Origin of the sequence: Caulobacter zeae (genome assembly GCF_002858925.1) — a bacterium.
GTDB lineage: Bacteria > Pseudomonadota > Alphaproteobacteria > Caulobacterales > Caulobacteraceae > Caulobacter > Caulobacter zeae.
In genome coordinates, this window is the sequence record NZ_PJRS01000045.1 from 67,366 (window position 1) to 85,348 (window position 17,983).

Annotated in this window: 14 protein-coding genes; 8 read left to right on the top strand and 6 right to left on the bottom strand. The window is 68.6% G+C overall.

What is annotated here, in order from left to right:
* The first annotated feature begins 7 nt into the window (after positions 1-7).
* The 5 genes from SGCZBJ_RS21745 (at position 8) to rutA (ending at position 5,236) form a co-directional block, all read left to right on the top strand.
* Positions 8-1,729, top strand: a complete 1,722-nt coding sequence (locus SGCZBJ_RS21745) for a sensor histidine kinase (protein ID WP_338065467.1) — start codon at positions 8-10, stop codon at positions 1,727-1,729.
* A 195-nt stretch (positions 1,730-1,924) separates the two neighbouring features.
* On the top strand, positions 1,925-2,626 hold the full coding sequence (rutB, locus tag SGCZBJ_RS21750; protein WP_165799410.1) for a pyrimidine utilization protein B: 702 nt from the start codon (positions 1,925-1,927) through the stop codon (positions 2,624-2,626).
* A 148-nt stretch (positions 2,627-2,774) separates the two neighbouring features.
* Entirely contained in the window at positions 2,775-3,164 is a 390-nt protein-coding gene (gene rutC / locus SGCZBJ_RS21755; RefSeq protein WP_101720018.1) for a pyrimidine utilization protein C, read from the top strand.
* 8 nt (positions 3,165-3,172) lie between these two features.
* A complete protein-coding gene (gene rutD, locus SGCZBJ_RS21760; RefSeq protein WP_101720046.1) occupies positions 3,173-3,982 on the top strand; it encodes a pyrimidine utilization protein D in 810 nt (269 codons plus the stop codon).
* Between the two features lie 195 nt (positions 3,983-4,177).
* Positions 4,178-5,236 carry a pyrimidine utilization protein A gene (gene rutA, locus SGCZBJ_RS21765; protein WP_101720019.1) on the top strand — a complete coding sequence of 353 codons (1,059 nt, stop codon included), beginning with the start codon at positions 4,178-4,180 and terminating at the stop codon, positions 5,234-5,236.
* A 144-nt stretch (positions 5,237-5,380) separates the two neighbouring features.
* On the opposite strand, the gene SGCZBJ_RS21770 is transcribed toward rutA, so the two are convergent.
* Positions 5,381-5,893, bottom strand: a complete 513-nt coding sequence (locus SGCZBJ_RS21770) for an FKBP-type peptidyl-prolyl cis-trans isomerase (protein WP_101720020.1) — start codon at positions 5,891-5,893, stop codon at positions 5,381-5,383.
* A gap of 84 nt (positions 5,894-5,977) precedes the next feature.
* Here SGCZBJ_RS21770 and SGCZBJ_RS25470 point away from each other — a divergent pair, with 84 nt between their 5' ends.
* The gene (locus tag SGCZBJ_RS25470; RefSeq protein ID WP_133149309.1) at positions 5,978-6,205 is read left to right on the top strand and encodes a hypothetical protein; all 228 of its coding nucleotides are present in this window, start codon (positions 5,978-5,980) and stop codon (positions 6,203-6,205) included.
* Here SGCZBJ_RS25470 and SGCZBJ_RS21775 read toward each other — a convergent pair.
* The 4 genes from SGCZBJ_RS21775 to SGCZBJ_RS21790 form a co-directional block, all read right to left on the bottom strand.
* Entirely contained in the window at positions 6,189-7,523 is a 1,335-nt protein-coding gene (locus SGCZBJ_RS21775; protein WP_240621605.1) for an alpha/beta hydrolase family protein, read from the bottom strand. The genes SGCZBJ_RS25470 and SGCZBJ_RS21775 overlap by 17 nt on opposite strands.
* Entirely contained in the window at positions 7,520-9,205 is a 1,686-nt protein-coding gene (locus tag SGCZBJ_RS21780; RefSeq protein ID WP_101720022.1) for a glycoside hydrolase family 43 protein, read from the bottom strand. The genes SGCZBJ_RS21775 and SGCZBJ_RS21780 overlap by 4 nt, the downstream gene beginning before the upstream one ends.
* Positions 9,206-9,217: 12 nt before the next feature.
* Positions 9,218-10,348, bottom strand: a complete 1,131-nt coding sequence (locus tag SGCZBJ_RS21785) for an endo-1,4-beta-xylanase (RefSeq protein ID WP_101720023.1) — start codon at positions 10,346-10,348, stop codon at positions 9,218-9,220.
* A gap of 114 nt (positions 10,349-10,462) precedes the next feature.
* The gene (locus tag SGCZBJ_RS21790; protein ID WP_101720024.1) at positions 10,463-13,729 is read right to left on the bottom strand and encodes a TonB-dependent receptor; all 3,267 of its coding nucleotides are present in this window, start codon (positions 13,727-13,729) and stop codon (positions 10,463-10,465) included.
* Positions 13,730-14,037: 308 nt separating this feature from the next.
* Here SGCZBJ_RS21790 and SGCZBJ_RS21795 point away from each other — a divergent pair, with 308 nt between their 5' ends.
* Both SGCZBJ_RS21795 and SGCZBJ_RS21800 read left to right on the top strand, forming a co-directional pair.
* Positions 14,038-15,555 carry a tryptophan halogenase family protein gene (locus SGCZBJ_RS21795; RefSeq protein WP_101720025.1) on the top strand — a complete coding sequence of 506 codons (1,518 nt, stop codon included), beginning with the start codon at positions 14,038-14,040 and terminating at the stop codon, positions 15,553-15,555.
* The gene (locus SGCZBJ_RS21800) at positions 15,552-17,066 is read left to right on the top strand and encodes a tryptophan halogenase family protein (RefSeq protein WP_101720026.1); all 1,515 of its coding nucleotides are present in this window, start codon (positions 15,552-15,554) and stop codon (positions 17,064-17,066) included. Before SGCZBJ_RS21795 ends, SGCZBJ_RS21800 begins: the two co-directional genes overlap by 4 nt.
* A 118-nt stretch (positions 17,067-17,184) precedes the next feature.
* Here SGCZBJ_RS21800 and SGCZBJ_RS21805 read toward each other — a convergent pair whose 3' ends face one another.
* Positions 17,185-17,943 carry a transcriptional regulator gene (locus SGCZBJ_RS21805; protein WP_101720027.1) on the bottom strand — a complete coding sequence of 253 codons (759 nt, stop codon included), beginning with the start codon at positions 17,941-17,943 and terminating at the stop codon, positions 17,185-17,187.
* Positions 17,944-17,983: the final 40 nt, after the last annotated feature.

A 17,983-nucleotide genomic window follows, 5' to 3' on the forward strand; every position in this document is an offset into this window, starting at 1 on the left:
GCAGCGCTTGGCCAGAGACATGACCCAGGTCGACGCCGCCTCAGCCGCCGCAGGACCGCCCACCGTCCGACGACGACTGCTGGTCATGGCCCTGTGCCTGGTCGCCCCGGCCATCGTGTTCATGGCCCTGCTGGCCCGCGCCGAATACGGCCAGAGCCAGGGCCGCTACGAACAGCAGCTGATCGCCACGACCCGAGCCCTCGGCCTGGCCGTCGATCGCCAGCTGGCCCTGGGCCAGAGCACCCTGCAGGCCCTGGCCGTCTCGCCCGCCCTGGCGGCCGGCGACCTGGAAAGCTTCGAGCGCCAGGCCCGCGCCGCCGTGCGCAGCAAGGACGCCTGGATCGTGCTGATCTCGCCGCGCGGCCAGGTGATCAACACCCGCATGCCGCCCGGCCAGGTCCCGCCGCGCACCGCCGGCCTGCCGCCCGAACGCTGGGCCGCCGTCCGCTCGGGCCGCACCACGGTCTCCAACCTCACTCAGGGCAAGGTGGCGGGCCAGCCGATCGTGGCCATCGACATGCCGGTGATCGTCGACGGCGAGCTCTACGACCTGGCCTATATCCAGACCCCGGCCGCCTTCGCGCCGCTGTTCGCCGCCCAGGGCGTGCCGCGCAGCTGGACCGCCAGCATCGTCGACCGCAACGCCCGCCTGGTGGCCCGCTCGCGCGACCAGGAGAAGATGCTGGGCCGTTCGGCCAGCAAGCCGATGCTCGAGGCCATGGCCAAGGACAACGACGGCGTGCTCGAGACCTACACCCTTGACGGCACCCCCACCCTGTCGGCCTTCAGCCGCTCGCCGACCTATGGCTGGAGCTTCATCGTCGGCGTGCCGCGCACCGAGCTGGAGCGCGCCAACCTCTCGTCCCTGGCCCTGCTGGTGGTGGCGGGCCTGGCCCTGCTCGCCATCGGCGCCGGGGCGGCCCTGCTGTTCTCGCGCGGCATCTCCGGCGAGGTCCGCGCCCTGGTGGCCGACGCCCGGCTCATGGCCTCGGGCGGCGAGATGCCGGCCCAGACCAGCGGCGGCCTGCGCGAGATCGGCGAGGTGCGCGAGGCCCTGCACGCCACCTCCCGCCAGCTGCGCGCCCGCGAGGCCGAGGAAAAGCGCGCCCAGGCCCGCCAGCAGCTGATGATCAACGAGCTGAATCATAGGGTTAAGAACACCCTGGCGACGGTCCAGTCCCTGGCGCTGCAGAGCCTGGGCAAGGGCGAGGCCGTGCCTGGCTTCGACGCCTTCAACGAGCGGCTCTACGCCCTGGCCCGCGCCCACGATCTCCTGACCCGCACCGTGTGGGAAAGCGCCGACCTGGCCGACCTGCTGCGCCAGACCCTGGAGCCCTACGGCGACCGCGCCCGCATCGAGGGCCCGTCGGCCGCCCTGCCGCCCAGCGCGGCCCTGGCCCTGTCGATGGTGTTCCACGAGCTGGCCACCAACGCCTCCAAGTACGGCGGCCTGTCCACCCCGGCCGGCCGGGTCGAGGTCACCTGGCGACGCGACCCGCTGGCCCCCGATCGCCTGGCCCTGCGCTGGGTCGAGAGCGGCGGCCCCAAGCTGACGGGCCCGCCCAGCCGCAAGGGCTTCGGCTCGCGCCTGATCGCCGCCAGCCTGCGCAATGAACTGAAGGGCGAGGCCCAGTTCGACTACCTGGCCACCGGGCTCGTCTGCACACTGACGGTCCGCGCCGACGGCGCCCAAGCTTTGGGCGAAGACGACCCCGCCACCGACGCCTGAACGGGCAGCCGCGCGCGCCCGCGCCTGGCGCCGGCCAGGCGCTTGACCGATGTTCTTCGGCTCATCGTGATGGTCGATCCGCTCAGCACCCATCCTGGGGCGCCGTCGGATCGATCGTATTGCCTCGTCGCGTAGATTGATCTTCCATGACGCCCGGGATGCGGCCGCCAGAGCCGCGACCACTCAGGGAAGACCATGATCGCCACCGACGACTCCGTCATGCTGCCGGCCCGGCCCGAGCCGATCCCGCTGGATCCGGCCCGCACGGCGGTGATCGTCATCGACATGCAGAACGCCTACGCCTCCAAGGGCGGCTATCTGGATCTGGCAGGCTTCGACATCGGCGGCGCGGCCGCCTGCATCCAGCAGATCAAGGGCGTGCTGGAGACCGCCCGCGAAGCCGGCGTGCAGGTGATCTATTTCCAGAACGGCTGGGACGACCAGTACGTGGAAGCCGGCGGCCCCGGCTCGCCCAACTGGTGGAAATCGAACGCGCTGAAGACCATGCGCGCCAAGCCCGAACTTCAAGGCAAGCTCCTGGCGCGCGGCCAGTGGGACTACGAGCTGGTCGACGAACTGGCGCCGCAGCCGGGCGACATCTGTCTGCACAAGACCCGCTATTCCGGCTTCTTCAACAGCCAGCTCGACAGCGTGCTGCGTTCGCGGAACATCAAGAACCTGGTCTTCGTCGGCATCGCCACCAATGTCTGCGTGGAGTCGACCCTGCGCGACGGCTTCTTCCTCGAATATTTCGGCACGGTGCTGGAGGACGCCACCCACCAGGCCGGCCCCGACTTCGTGCAGAAGGCCGCCCTCTACAACATCGAGACCTTCTTCGGCTGGGTCTCGACCGTGGCCGACTTCAAGGGGGCGTTCGGGCAGCTGGCGCCGAAGTAGATCGCGAAAAATCCTTCGTCATCCGGCCGCAGCGCAGCGGAGAGCCGGGACCCAGTGGCCGCCGCACCGCCGCCCGCCCCTGGGTCCCGGATCGACCTCGTCGAGGTCGTCCGGGATGACGAGCTTGCTTGAAGAAGGAACGAGACACATGCCCAAGACCGTCATCACCCCGCCCGGCACGGGCACGCCGATCGCGCCGTTCTCGCCGGGCACGCTGGCCGACGGGGTGGTCTATGTCTCTGGCACCCTGGCCTTCGACAAGGACAACAACGTCGCCCATGTCGGCGACGCCGAGGGCCAGACGCGGCAGGTGCTGGAAACCATCAAGTCGGTGATCGAGACCGCCGGCGGCACGATGGACGACGTGACCATGAACCACATCTTCCTGACCGACTGGGCCAACTACCAGACCATCAACAAGGTCTATGCCGAGTATTTCCCGGGCGACAAGCCGGCCCGCTACTGCATCCAGTGCGGTCTGGTGCGCCCCGATTTCCTCGTCGAGATCGCCACCGTCGCCCACATCGGCAAGAAGTGACGCACGCCGTGCAGACCGGGACCGTCGACGGCCTCCACTACGAACTGCACGGCGGTCCCATCGCCGGCCGCGAGGTCGTGCTGATGTCGTCTGGCCTGGGCGGTTCGGGAAACTTCTGGGGACCGCAGATGGCGGCCCTCACCGCGCGCTGGCCGGTGGTGCTGTACGATCACCGCGGCACAGGTCGCAGCGTGCGCGAACTGCCGGCCGACAAGCCCTACGCCGTCGCCGACATGGCCGAGGACGTGGTCAAGGTCATGGACGCCCTGGGGATCGCGAAGGCCCACGTGGTCGGCCATGCGGCCGGCGGCAATGCGGGCCTGGCGCTCGCGCTCTCCCACCCCGACCGGCTGGGCAAGCTGGTCGTCGTCAACGGCTGGTCGCGGCCCGACCCGCACATCAGGCGCTGCTTCGACACCCGCCTGCACCTGCTGAACGACACCGGCCCCGCCGCCTACGTCCACGCCCAGGCCCTGTTCCTCTATCCGGCGACCTGGATCTCGCAGAACAGCGAGCGCCTGGCCGCCGAGGAGCCGCACCACGTGTCCGGTTTCCCGCCCAAGGCGGTGATGCTGGCCCGCATCGGCGCCCTGCTGGCCTTCGAAATCGACGAGCGCCTGCCGCAGATCACCCACCCGGTGCTGGTCAGCGCCACCGCCGACGACATGCTGGTGCCGGTCACCTGCGCCCATCGCCTGGCCGAGCGCCTGCCCAACGCCACGCTCGACGTGCTGCCTTGGGGCGGACACGCCTCGAGCGTGACTGACGCCGACGGCTTCAACGCCTCGCTCGTGAAGTTCCTGGGAGGGGACGAATGAGCGAGGTCTTCGCAATAGATCCTCCCCCCTCTGGGGGAGGTGGCCAGAGGGCCGGAGGGGGGCGTTTTCAGCCTCCGCGGACTTGGCCGGCTTCGCAGCCACTCCCCCCCTCAGTCGCTTCGCGACAGCTCCCCCAGAGGGGGAGCATCTTTCTCATCGCATCCAGCATCACGCTCATAAGGGGGCACTAACACCATGCAGGTCGGCGTCTTCATCCCCATCGGCAACAACGGCTGGCTCATCTCCGAGACCGCGCCGCAGTACATGCCGAGCTTCGAGCTCAACAAGACCATCGTCCAGAAGGCCGAGCGCTACGGCCTCGACTTCGCGCTCTCGATGATCAAGCTGCGCGGCTTCGGCGGCAAGACCGAGTTCTGGGAGCACAATCTCGAGAGCTTCACCCTGATGGCCGGCCTGGCGGCTGTGACCCAGAAGATCAAGGTCTTCGCCACCGTCGCCACCCTGACCATCCCGCCGGCGATCGTCGCGCGCATGGCCTCGACCATCGACTCCATCGCCCCCGGCCGCTTCGGCATCAACCTGGTCACCGGCTGGCAGAAGGCCGAATACAGCCAGATGGGCCTGTGGCCCGGCGAGCAGCACTACACCGACCGCTATAACTACCTGGCCGAGTACGCCACGGTGCTGAAGGACCTGCTGGAGACCGGCGTCTCGGACTTCAAGGGCAAGTATTTCACCATGGACGACTGCCGGGTCAGCCCGCACCCGCAGGAGACCAAGCTGATCTGCGCCGGCTCGTCGGACGAGGGCCTGGCCTTCACGGCGCAATACGCCGACTACAGCTTCGCCCTGGGCAAGGGGACCAACACCCCCACCGCCTTCGCCTCGGTCAACAAGCGGCTGGAAGCGGCCGCCGCCAAGACCGGCCGCGACGTCGCCTCGTTCATCCTGTTCATGGTCATCGCCGACGAGACCGACGAGAAGGCCCTGGCCAAATGGCAGAAATACCGTGACGGGGCCGACCAGCAGGCCCTGGCCTGGCTGACCAACCAGGCCGCGCCCAACGCCGCCGCCGGCGCCACCACCAACACCGCCCAGCTGGCCGCGCCGGAATCGGCGGTGAACCTCAACATGGGCACCCTGGTGGGGTCTTACGAAAGCATCGCCCGCATGCTCGACGAGATCGCGCAGGTTCCAGGCACCGGCGGCGTCCTGCTGACCTTCGACGACTTCGTCCAGGGCATCGATGACTTCGGAACCAGGATCCAGCCGCTGATGAAGAGCCGGAAGTAAGGACAAGAGAACCTCCCCCTGTGGGGGAGGCGGCCGAAGGCCGGTGGGGGGACGCTTTCAGCTTCCCGTGCGTTGGCCAGGCCTTCGCAAACTCCCCCCACCGATCGCTGCGCGATCACCTCCCCCACAGGGGGAGGTTCATGATCAGTCCAGCGTCATCATGTCGATCAGCTTGACCCGGAAGATCATCACGCTGTTGGGCGGGATCTCGCCGGCGGCGCGGTCGCCGTAGCCGAGCGACGGCGGCACGAACAGCGTCCATTCGTCGCCCACCTTCATCTTCGGCAGAGCCTCCATCCAGGCCGGCACCAGCCCGCCCAGCGGCGCGATCAGCGGCTTGCCGCGCGCGAAAGAGCTGTCGAACACCGTGCCGTCGACCAGCTTGCCCTCGTAGTGGACCTTGATGATCTCGCCTTCCTTCGGCGAGGGCGCATCCTTCGCGCCCGCGGTCGTGACCTTGTATTGCAGGCCCGACGGCAGGGTGATCACGCCCGGCTGCTTGGCGTTGGCCGCCAGCCAGGCGGTCGACTTGGCCAGGTTCTCGGCGGCCGGATTGGCCGTGACGTTCGGGGCCGGCGCCGGGGTCGGCGTGGTCTGGGCCAGGGCCGGAGCGGCGAGAGCGACGGACAACCCCAGGGCGATGAGAGCGGTGCGCATGTTTGAGCGACTCGTGTTATCTATGCGACGAAATGTCAGAATAGACATTCGGCTGGACGAGAGCACACTAAAAACCGAGGGCTCGTGTTCAGCCAGAAGAAGAATGGCCATTTTCTACTTGGACCGTTCTTCGCTCGTCGGGAAGGAAACGTCATGGCCAGGGCTACTGGCGGCTCATTGAGCGGAGCGCATTGGTGGCAGCGCCACCCGATGTTCGCGCTCTTCGTCGGCTGGGTGGTGATCGGCTCGCTGGGCCTCGCCGCCGCTGTTCAGCTATGGCCGATGCTTACGCGCTTCACGCCGCTCGCCTGAAAGCGTGCTCGGCGAAATCCAGGAAATACAGCCAGTTGGGCCCGGGCGTGTGCCCTTCGGCGTGCTGGCGGAAAACAAGGTCATCGCCGGCCGTCAGGGTCAGGGGCGGTGGAAACGCCGCGCGGTCCAGCCCCGTCCCGCCCAGAAGCCGGTAGACCGGGCTCGCCGCCGCCGCGGCCATGAACATGCCGCGCGCGTCGACCCAGCCGTCAGTCGCATCGCCGCCCGTCCCGATGAACAGCGGCCGGGGCGCGGCCAGGGCGATCAGGCTGTGGGCGTCCACCGGCAGGTCGTCGGCGGTCAGCGGCCCGGCATAGCGCAGGAAGTTTCCCGCCATCCAATGGTGCTCGCCCACGGCCGCCAGGTTCTCGACCTGCTCGCCGCGCCGGCGGCGGTGCAGCTTGGCCCCACCCTCGCCCGACGAGGCGATGTAGCCGCCCGCCAGGCGCGGCTCATAGGCCATGGCCAGCAGCGCGGCCTTGCCGTAGCGCGACATCCCCGCCACCGCCACGCGCCGCGCGTCGATGGCGGGATCGGTCTCCAGCAGGTCCAGCACCCGCGAGACGCCCAAGGCCCAGGCGCGCAGGGCGCCCCAGTCGTCCGGATCGCGCGGCCGGCCGCGATTGGCCAGGCCGATGATCCCTGCCTGAAGTTGGCCCGGGTCGTCGGGCTGCACGCTGGTCGGGGCGTAGACGGCGTAGCCCCAGCCGCGCGCGATCGCGGCGTCTCGCCAATCGGGACCGGGCGGAAGCGGCCGGCCCCGCATCCAGGGCGGGCCGTCGGGAAAGCCCAGTTCGATCACCGCTGGTAGATTAGCCGCGCCCTCCGGCGTTCCGACCAGCAGGTCGATGGTCACTGTCCGGCCATGCGCCGTCACGTCGCCGGCCAGCCGTCGCTCGACCACCGCCACGCCGCCGCGCGTGACACGCTCCTCCTTCACCGTCCGCCAGACCGGCGCGGGCAGGCCGCGCGGGACCCGGCCGTGAATTTCGCGGGCGAAGGCCTCGACGATCTGGGGCCGCCGCACATCCCACCACGTCCGCGCAGCGCTCACCAGCGTCCCGTCCGGCAGGGCCAGGGGATCGGGCAGCAGGCTGAACGGCCCGGCCCTGGCCTCGTCGTAGTTCACCGGGTTGGCGGCCTTGGGGTTCATGCCGTCGACGCCCGGCCGCAGGGCCTTGATCCCCAGCCGCCGCAGCATCGCCGCATGGGCCTGTTCGCCGCTCAGGACCGCGACCCCGGCGGCGGCCGGCCCGCCGGCGGCCCCACTACCCGAAAAGATCGCAGCCGTCCCCGCCAGCAGGTCGCGGCGTCTCACTTTCCGTCCGCCCGGGCGTAGAGGCCCAGCATGGTCCCGACGAAGCCGCCGGCGACCTTGGTCGACAGGATGGTCCCGTCCTGGTCCCGGGCCAGGCTGTTCCAGGCGCCGTCGCCGGTCGCATAGGAAAAGTCGTAGAGCCCGCCGCGCGCCTCTATCCGCAGCCGCACCGGCGCCCCGGCCGCGACGTCCAGCGGCGCGCGCGCCACGACCACGCCGTCGACCGGATCCTTTTCGCCCGCCCGCTTCTCCAGGCGCACCTCGGGCCGCCCGCCTTGGCCGCCGGCGACGGTCAGGGCGTAGAAGAAGGCGTCGTTCTGCAACGCCACGATCCCGGCCCGATCGCCGTCGCCCTTCGGCGCAAAGCGTACGGTGGTCTCGGCGCTGGCGGCGAGGTGCTGCTGGCGGCGCGCCCAGATCGAGGGCTGCTCGAACCCGCCCAAGCGATCGGGCCGCGCCTTCAGAACCAGCGCCCCGTCCTTCAGCTCCCACCACCGCCCGGACGGTATGCGCATGGTCATCCAGTCCAGGCCCAGGGCCGGAGCGTCGAAGGTCTCGCGCACGGTGAAGGCGCCGGTGGTCGGCGTCTTCGGCTGTGATCCCGCCGGCAGGTTCGGCCGCCTGGCCGCATAGGGGATGGCCGTCTTGGCCGGCAGGATCACCGGCCAGCCGTCCTTCCACTCCACCGGCAGCAGGAAGGTCTCGCGGCCGGTGTTGTACGCATCGTCGCCATAGGGCCGCACGGCCAGGAAGGTCGCCCACCAGGCGCCGTCCTGAGTCTGGACGAGGTCGGCATGGCCGGCAGAGGTGATCGGGTGGGCGCGATCCCTGGGCAGGTCGCGCTGGGTCAGGATCGGGTTGCCGGCATAGGGCCCGTAGGGCCCCGTCACCGCGTCCGACCGCAGCACCACCTGCGAGTGGCCCTCGGCCGTGCCGCCCTCGGCGGCGGTCAGATAGTAGCGGCCGTCGACCTTCTGGATATGCGGCCCCTCGATCCAGATCGGCTTGGTGGCGGGATCCACGCCCCCGTCGACCAGCACCGAGCGCGGCCCGATCATCTTGCCGGCCTTGGGATCGTACTCCTGGATCCAGATCGCCCGGTGGCCGTCATAGCGCGAGGCCCCCTGCGGCGGGCCGTTGTTGACGATCCACGCCCGCCCGTCGACGTCGAAGAACAGCGAGGTGTCGATGCCGTCGATCTCCGGCAGCCACACCGGATCCGACCACGGCCCCTTGGGATCCCTGGCCGTGACCAGGAAATTGCCGCCGCAGTCGACGCAGGTGTTCAGGATGTAGAACACGCCCGCGTGCTCGGTGATGGCCGGCGCGAACACCGCCCGCGACATGGCCAGCCGCTTGAAGTCCAGCTGGCCGGGTCGGTCGATGGCGTTGCCGATCTGGGTCCAGTTCACCAGGTCCTTGCTGTGGAACACCGGGATGCCGGGGAACCAGGCGAAGGTCGAGTTGACCAGGTAGTAGTCATCGCCCACCCGCGTGACGCTGGGGTCGGGATAGAAGCCCTTCAGGATCGGGTTGGCGTATTGGCCGGGCGCCAGGGCCGCGTCGGTCGGGTCCTGGCCGCTATAGGTGAAGTCGTCGAAGGCGGCCGTTCCGGGGGCCAGGGGCGCGGCCTGGGCGGCGCCGGCCAGGAGGGACAGGGCCAGGGCGAGACGCAGCAGCATGACCGCCCTCCCCTAGCGCGCCGGCGCGTCGCGCAGGGCCTGGGCCACCGCCTGGCGCAGGGGCTTTGGCGCATAGGCATCGTCGTAGAGCGTCGGCCGCTTGGGGGCCTTGTCCTGACGCAGCCACTGGTTCTGCAGCCACGAATACTTGTCGACCATGCCCCAGGCCAGAAGCTCCTTGGTCTGGCGATAGCTCAGCATCAGGTCGAGATAGGCCTTGCCATAGGCCGCCACCGCCGCGTCGCGCTGTGCGAAGTCTGCCGGCAGCCCCTTGTCGTGGACGTCGAACTCGGTGAGCGCCAGGTCGTAGCCCATGCCGACGGCCTCATCGACAAAGGCCCGCCATTCCCTTTCCTGGGGTCGGCCAAAGCCCGTGAAGCTGTCGGCGTTCTCGGCCCCGATGTGGCTCTGGATGCCCAGGGCGTCGACGGGGACGTTGCGCTTGCGGAAGCCCTCCAGCAGCTTGAGCACGCCATGGCGGTGCTTCTCGTTGCCGACCTCCCAGCTCATGTAGTCGTTGTAGACGAGGCGGGCCTTGGGGGCCGCCTTGCGGGCCTGGTGGAACGAGGCGTCCAGGACCGGCTCGACCCCGCCCATGGCGTCGGAGAAGACCGTGCGGCGCAGGGCCCCGTCGGCGGGGTCGACGGTCTCGTTGACCACGTCCCAGGAATAGATCTGCGGATAGTGGCCGCACACCTTGTCGATGTGCTCGGCCAGCATGGCCTCGACGCGAGCGGCCGGCCTGGGGCCGAAGTCGTAGTCCTTCAACCAGGCCGGGAACCACTGCGGATGATGCCACAGCAGGGTGTGGCCCCGCAGGCCCGCGTCATGCTCGGCGGCGAAGGCGGCGATGCGGTCGGCGCGCTGGAAGGCGAAGGTCTTTTCCGCCGGGCGCAGCACGTACCACTTCAGCTCGTTCTCCGGGACCAGCACCCCGCACTCGTCGGCCAGGACGGCGCGGTAGCGGGCGTCCTCGAACGAGCCGGTCAGCGCGCCGGGCGGACCCGCGCCGACGGCGCTGCCGAAGACGAGGCCCTTCTGGGCGGCGAGGGACTTGAGCGGCTGGATCTTGCTCTCGGCCAGGGCCGGCGAAGCGGCCAGAGCGGCGCTGGCGCCGAGCAGCGCGTGACGACGGGTAATCATACGAAACCCCACTCAAAGAAACCGCGCACCGCGGGAGCGCGATGCGCGGATGAAGTCGGCAGGAGAAACAGGCGCGCGGCGAAGAGCGAGGGCCGCGCGCCCGGGTACGCGGTACTAGAAGCTGGCGCGCAGCACGAAGGTGTAGCGCCGGTCGTTCATGAACCAGGAGCGGCCCGTCTTCAGCAGGTTGCTGTCGAGCACCTGGGTCGTGCGGGTGGTCTCGTTCAGCAGGTTCACCGCCTGCACACCGACCTTCACCTTCGGGTTGACGGTGTAGAAGAACGAGCCGTCCAACTGGCCGGTGGCCTCGTTCATGATCGGGGCGTAGGGCACGATCACGTCGCGGACGGTGAGCAGGAAGTCCGAGCGCCAGTTGTAGGCCAGGCGCGCCGAGATCGGCCCCTTCTCGTAGATCGCCGCGAAGTTGACGTTGTGCTTGGACAGGCCCTGCAGCGGCAGCTTGCTGGTGTCGACCGTGGTGATCCGGCCGGCGGCCACGTCGGGGTCGGTGGCCGACAGGGTGCTCTGCGGGACGCCGTTGCTCTCGATGTAGCTGTAGTTGGCGTTGATGCCGAACCCGTCCAGCGGCTTGGGCAGGAAGTCGTAGAACTGCTGGTAGCCGATCTCGAAGCCCTTGACCGTCGCCTTCTTGTCGGAGTTGCCCGGCGTGGTCACCAGCACGTCGAACGTCGCCCCGTTGTTGGTGAAGGGCACGCGCGCGGTGGTGTTGGTGGCGACGTCGGACAGTTCCTTCCAGAAGGCCGCGAAGGTCAGCGAGCCGACCGGCGCGAAGTACCATTCCACCGAGGCGTCGACATTGGTCGACTGGGTCGGCTTCAGGAAGGGGTTGCCCACGGTCACGTTGCCCGACGGTTGGCCGCCGGTGATGCCGTCGAAGTTCGTGTTCAGAGCCAGGTTGTAGTAGTTGCGGGTCAGGCCGATATCGGGCGGCGTCATCGTCTTGGAGACGCCCAGGCGGTACTGCAGGCCGTGCGGGGCCATGATCTTCACGTTCAGGCTGGGCAGCCAGTAGTCGAACGAGGCCTTGGCGGTGCTCGGGGTCAGGGCGCCGTTGGCCCAGGCCCGGGCCGCGGCCCGCACTTGCGGCGTCAGCGAACAGAACGACGACGGGCTGAACGGCTGCTTCGGCTCCGGCAGCGCCTGCCAGTTGGTGAAGGCCAGGGTGCAATCGGCGTCGGTGGCCAGGCTGGTCGAGATCGGGAACGCCAGGTAGCCGGTCGCCTCGCGGTCGGTCTTGGTGTAGCGCAGGCCGATGTTGCCGCTGATCTTGTAGTCGCCGACATCGCCCTTGAAGCGGGCCATCAGGTAGGCGGCCTTGGTCACTTCGTTGACCGGATTGATCTCCTGCGGACGGAACGGCGTGCCGGCGGTGACGCCGCAGCGCTGCGCCAGCGGCACCCAGTTCTGCGGACAACGCTGACCCGTCTGCGCGTCGAGGACCGTGCGGTCACGCCACTCGTCGCCGACCGACAGCAGGAACTGCGAGACCGAGCCGTAGTTGTCGACCAGGTTCTGCGAGAAGAACAGGCGCGGGTCCGAGCCCGTCGGCACGCCAGTCTTGCCGCGTAGGAAGTTGTTGAAGGCGTAGGCCTCGACGAACTGGGTGCTGTTGGCGCCGCCGGCGGTGGTGGGGTTGCCGTTGATGGGATCGTCCATCCACACCGGCCCGCCGCTGCCCCAGATCTCGCTGACCACGCCCCAGTTGTAGGCCGAGAACCGGGTCGTCTGGTCGCGTTCCGACCAGCGCGCGCCGCCCTTGATCGAGTCCAGCCAGCTGTCGTTGTTGAGCTTGTACTCGACGTCGATCTTGACCGCGTCCTCGGTGCCTTCCGACTGCTCGATGTGGTCCATCGCCGAGCGCCAGAAGTTGTTGTACGGGTCGCTGAGGCTGGCGTGGGTCCCGCGGGCGTAGGACGGGCAGTTGTTGTTGAACGGCGCGCAGTTCGACACCGCCGTGCCGCTGGACGGGGCGGTGAATTTCACGTCCGGCAGGTCGTTGCCGTTGAGGGTGATCGAGGCGTTCTGGAACGTCGAGCCCCACATGCCCATGCTGATCGCGTCGACGCTCGAGTCCACGTGCTGGGCGTCGAACAGCACGCCCCAGTGTTCGTTCGGCGTCCACTTGAAGTTGAAGCCGTAGTCGGTGGTGATGTTGGTCGTGTTCTCGTCGCGGCGGACGTTGTTCGACTGCAGGCCGTTGATCGGCGTGCGCGGGTCGGCGCCGTTCTGGTCGGCGCGCCAGCCGGTGCTGCCGGTGATGATCCCGTTGGTGAAGACGCCGTCCTCGTCGAACGAGAAGGTGGTGCCGTCGGCCGGGCGCGAGTCGCCGTTGCCGGCCACGTTGTCGGTGGCGATCTCGACGGCGTGCTCGGTCCACTTCACGGTCGACTTCGAGCGCAGGTACTGCAACGAGGCCTGCATCGTGCCGTCGTTGCTCTTCCACTGGATCGCGCCGGCCTGGCCCTGGCGTTCACGGTCGTTGGTGGTCGAGCGGAACGCGGCCCCGCGCGGGAACCACACGCCCTTCGTGCCATTGCCGCAGTCGGCGCTGGAGACGCCCAGGTTGGTGCGGCAGCCGAAGTTCGACACCTGGATGGCGTCGCTGCGGCTGGCCAGTTGCGAGTTCACGAAGCTGGCCAGGACGCCGACCTCGCCGAAGCTGGTGTCGAAGCGGTCGCTGTAGAGGAACGAGTAGGTCGGCTTCCATTCCTTGACCATGTCGCCGTAGCTGGCCTCGGCCGACATCGACAGGATGCGCTTGTTGCTGTCGAACGGCAGGCGCGTGCGCAGGTTCACCGTGCCCGAGATACCGCCTTCGATCAGGTCGGCCGAGGGGCTCTTGAACACGTCGACGCCGCCCATCAGTTCCGACGGCACGTCGGCGAAGCTGAGGATGCGGCCGTTGTTGGCGGTGAAGGTGTCGCGGCCGTTCAGTTCCGACCGCACGAAGTTCAGGCCGCGGACCACGACGCCCGAGCCCTCGACCGAGAAGTGGTCGGGGTCGACGCCGGCGGCGAAGCGATTGATCGACACGCCGGGCACGCGCTGCAGGGCCTCGGTCACCGAGCGGTCCGGCAGGGCCCCGATGTCCTCGGCGGTGATCGAGTCGCCGATGATCTCAGACGACTGCTTCAGCTGCTGGCTGCTCTTGAGGCTCTGGCGGATGCTGGTGACGACCACCTCGTCGACCGTGTCCTCGGTGGTCTTGCCGCTGGCCGGGGCGGTCGTCTGGGCCAGGGCCGACGCCCCGAACACCAGGCTCAGCGCCAGGGCCGACGCCCCGCACTTCAGGCCGAATTTCAGGTTGTCGCCGAGAGTCTGGCGCCCACGCGTCGCGGACGCTCCGTTGACGGAGCTCATTCTTGTATTCCTCCCCAGGTGCGGTAACGCGGTAGCGCTACCATTGGTCATATGTCGAGACCATTATTGGTCTGATGATATGGCAAAGGTCGACTACGTCAAGGGCGTTGACATAACCCTGTAACGTCACTCGACGTGCCACTCATCCTTTTGTTTTGAAACGCCTTTCCCGGCAGAAATGGCGTCCCGGCGATTTTTCGCCGGCGGGAAACGTGACAAATGCGGACAGCGCAGTCAATTTACGACCCGCTTGAAACGGCGTTCAAAGCCGTGCGGACATAAGATCTTCTGGGGTGGGAAAGCGCATCATGTCAGACCAACGCGTGAGGTCCGTCATCGTCGTGGGCGGCGGTACGGCCGGGTGGATGACCGCGGCGGCGCTGGCCAAAACGCTCAGCGCCCAGGGCCTGAAGATCACCCTCGTCGAATCCGAGGCCATTGGCACGGTCGGCGTCGGCGAGGCTACCATTCCGCCGATCCTGACCTTCAACACCATGCTGGGCGTCGACGAGCGCGAGTTCATGCGCGCCACCAGGGCCAGCTTCAAGCTGGGCATCGAGTTCGTCGACTGGGGCGCGATCGGCGAGATGTATCACCACCCGTTCGGGACCTTCGGCCTGGACCTGGAGGGCATCAAGTTCCACCAGGTCTGGCGCAAGTTCGCCGCTTCGGCGGGACCGATCGGCGACTACAATCTCACCGAGGCCGCCGCCCGCCGCTGGCGCTTCTCCCTGCCCGATCCCGACCCGTCCAAGGTCATGTCGAGCCTGCGCTACGCCTACCACTTCGACGCCGGCCTCTATGCCCGCTTCCTGCGCGGCTTTTCCGAGCAGCGCGGCGTCGTCCGCATCGAGGGCCGCATCGGCCAGGTGGACCAGAACGCCGAGAGCGGCTTCGTCGAGGCCGTGGTGCTGGAGGACGGCCGCCGCGTCGAGGGCGACTTCTTCGTCGACTGCACGGGCTTCCGGGGCCTAGTCATCGGCCAGGCCCTGAAGGCGCCCTACCAGGACTGGGGCCGCTGGCTGCCCAACAACCGCGCCGTGGCCATCGGTTGCGAGCTGGGCGGCGACGGCCTGACGCCGTTCACCCGCGCCACCGCCCGCGAGGGCGGCTGGCAGTGGCGTATCCCGCTGCAACACCGGATCGGCAACGGCTACGTCTATTCCAGCCATCACGTCGACGACCAGCGGGCGCTCGACACCCTGCTGGCCAACCTCGACGGCGCGCCCACCGACGAGCCCAACTTCCTGCGCTTCACGCCGGGCCGCCGCGAGCGGGCCTGGGAGAAGAACGTCTGCTCGATCGGCCTGTCGGCCGGCTTCATCGAGCCGCTGGAAAGCACCAGCATCCACATGATCCAGGCCGGGATCACCAAGCTCCTGGCCCTGTTCCCGCGCAACGGCGTCGATCCGCTGGAGGTCGACGAATACAACCGCCTGACCGCCGAGCAGGTCGACCGCATCCGCGACTTCGTCATCCTGCACTTCCACGCCACCCGCCGCGATGACACCGACTACTGGCGCTACCTAGCCTCGATGACCGTGCCCGACAGCCTGGCCCGGCGCATGGAGCTGTTCGCCCATCGCGGCCGCTGGTTCCCGTCGGAGTACGACCTGTTCCACGAGCCCAACTGGCTGGCCGTGCTGCTGGGCCAGGGGATCGTCCCGGAGGAGTGGGACCCGCTGGTCGACAGCCTGCCCGAGAACGAGGTGCGCCAGCGCCTCTCCCACCTGTCCGCCCTGATCGCCCGCACCGCCGAGGCGATGCCGGACCACGCCCAGTTCGTCGCCCGCTATTGCGGCGCGGCCCAAGGAGTCGCCGCATGAGCAACGACCGCATCCGCCATGTCGTCATCGTCGGCGGCGGCACCGCCGGCTGGATGACCGCCGCCGCCCTGGGCCGCTTCCTCAAGGACGGCGTGACCAAGGTGACGGTGATCGAGAGCGAGGCCATCGGCACGGTCGGGGTCGGCGAGTCGACCATCCCCCAGATCAACATGTTCAACCGCATGCTGGGCCTGGACGAGGACGACTTCCTGCGCCGCACCAAGGCCACCTACAAGCTGGCCATCGAGTTCCGCGACTGGAAACAGATCGGCCACACCTACCACCACCCCTTCGGCCCCTATGGCGTCGACATGGAGGGGGTGTCGTTCCACGCCTACTGGCTGCGCTACCAGGCCATGGGCGAGGCGGCCGACCTTTCCGAATATTCGCTGCAATCGCTGGCGGCGGCCCAGGCGAAGTTTCAGCGCCCCACGGGGCAGAAGAACTCGCCGCTGGGCGACATTGCCTACGCCTTCCACTTCGACGCGGGCCTCTACGCCCGCTTCCTGCGCGACTACGCCGAGGCCCGCAGCGTGCGCCGCATCGAGGGCAGGATCGTCGACGTCGCCCTGCGCGGAACCGATGGCTTCGTGGAGTCGGTGACGCTGGAGAACGGCGCGGTGGTCGAGGGCGACCTCTTCATCGACTGCTCGGGCTTCCGGGGCCTGTTGATCGAGGGCGCGATGAAGAGCGGCTTCGAGGACTGGTCGCACTGGCTGCTCAACGACCGCGCCGTGGCCGTGCCGTGCGCCTCGGGCGGCTCGACCGATCCGGTCACCCGCGCCACCGCCCGCCCGGCCGGCTGGCAATGGCGCATCCCGCTCCAACACCGCATCGGCAACGGCTACGCCTTTTCCAACGCGCACATCAGCGAGGACGAGGCCACGGCCTACCTGCTGGCCAATCTCGACGGCGAGGCCCTGGCGACGCCGTGGACGCTGAAGTTCAAGGCCGGCCGCCGCAAGAAGAGCTGGAACAAGAACGTCGTGGCCATCGGCCTGTCGGCCGGCTTCATGGAGCCGCTGGAAAGCCAGAGCATCCACCTGATCCAGGTGGGGATCTCGCGCCTCCTGGCCATGTTCCCCGACCGGCGTTTCCAGCAGCCCGACATCGACCGCTACAACCGGGTGATGACCTTCGAGTACGAGAAGATCCGCGACTTCCTCATCCTGCACTACAAGGCCACGCAGCGCTCGGACACGCCCTACTGGGACTATCTGCGCGAGATGGAAATCCCCGACTACCTGGCCGACAAGATCGCCGTCTTCGAGAGCCACGGCCGGATCTTCCGCGAGAACGAGGAGCTGTTCAACGACACCTCCTGGTTCGCCGTCATGGTCGGCCAGGGCCTGAAACCCAAGGGCTGGGACCCGATGGCCGACGTCATGAGCGACGATCTGCTGCGCGCCCGCATGAGAGAGATCCAGGCGGTCATCGCCCGCTCGGCCGAGGCCATGCCGGATCACATGAGCTTCGTGGCGGATCGGGTGGCGCGGGCGCAGGCGGCTTAATTCGCAGCGTGGTCCTCGTCCTTCGACAAGCTCAGGATGAGGACCATTTCAGACTCGGCGACAACATCGAAAACCTCACCCTGAGCTTGTCGAAGGGCGTAGTTTTCGCCCCCGCCCTCTACCCCGCGAAGAACCGTGCGAAGCCCTTGTCGGTGACCCGGGCCAAGGCCGCGCGGTAGTCGTCGTAGGCCGCCGCATCCGGCCCGACACGGCCGAAGGCCGGCTGCTCCACGCGGCGCAGCGGCACGAAGGCGATGGGCGCGGCGGCCGGCGTAAGGTGGCTCCCCTGCCCCACCTGCAAGGTGGTCAGCATGCCGTACATCTCGCCGCCGATCGCTGGCCGGCCCAGGATGATCAGCCGGAACTGACCCAGCTCGTTGGTGATCAGGTAGGTGTGGCCCGACTGGTTCGACAGCGACACCGCCCCGCGCTGGGTGAACTCGGCGTCCTGGCGGGCGGCCTCGCGGAATACCAGGCTCGAGGCCGCGTCATCCCAGACGATCTCGGTGCGATAGGCGTAGACGGCGGCCGGATCCTCGAACGAGGGCCGCAGGGTCAGGTACTCGCCCTCCAGCCAGGTCACGGCCGGCCGCGAATAGGCGCCCAGGGCCTCGGGGGCCAGGCCGGTGACGGCGGCGGGCGCGGCCGGCGCGGCCGCGCGCAGCGGCTGCTCCAGGGCCTCCTCCAGCCGGATGGTCGTGGCCAGGGTGAAGGGGCGGCGGCCGCTCAGCGCCTTCTCCAGGGTCGAGATGCTGATCCGGGCCTTGTCGGCCAGTTGCTGGCGCGACATCCGGCGACGGGCCAGCGCCTCGCGCACGCACGCGGCGATCGCCAGGCTCTGCTCGTCCGGCAGCTCGGCTTCCGGCGCCAGGGTCATCGGGAAGGCCTCACGAATCCGCACATTTCCGCACAATGCG